This window comes from Methanosarcina spelaei, from assembly GCF_002287235.1.
GTDB lineage: Archaea > Halobacteriota > Methanosarcinia > Methanosarcinales > Methanosarcinaceae > Methanosarcina > Methanosarcina spelaei.
The window spans coordinates 1-466 of sequence record NZ_LMVP01000400.1 but is presented as its reverse complement, the minus strand read 5'-3'; the positions used below and the strand labels follow the sequence as shown (position 1 = coordinate 466).

Genomic DNA, 466 nt, shown 5'->3' with positions numbered 1-466 from the left:
ACCTTCTTATCCTGCAGCCAGGACTTTTCAACCTTGAAGCACACTACAGGGTTTCCAATGTTCTTTTCGCTTGCAAATCCGCTGTTTCCGACCCAGAGGTTGAAGTACTTATAGACATCACCCGAGTCCAGTACTGAAGTCAGAGTGGATTTTCCTTTGAGCTGCTCGGCAATGGTTGTGATCTTGCCTGCAGTCTTCTTTGCATCAAAGCTAACATACACAACACAGGTTGCATTGTTTGTAAAATCAAACAGTACAGGCTTTCCGTTTGTAACCTGTGCCTTTGAAAGTTCCTTGACCTGGACATTAGTTTGAGGTTCAGGGGAGCCACCGCCTCCACCGCCACCACTGCTACCACCGCCACTACTGTGGCCGCCTCCGTCATCATCGTCATCGTCATCTGAACTGCTTTCTTGCGTGACAGTTATTGTAATAGGTTTTGCCACGGAAGTGCCGTTTTCATTTA

1 protein-coding gene is annotated in these 466 nt (G+C 47.4%); it reads right to left on the bottom strand.

All coding sequences use genetic code 11. The annotated features are described in order from the left end of the window. Positions 1-466: PGF-pre-PGF domain-containing protein (locus ASJ81_RS15235; RefSeq protein ID WP_141241763.1), on the bottom strand; the 466-nt coding region annotated here is incomplete at both ends.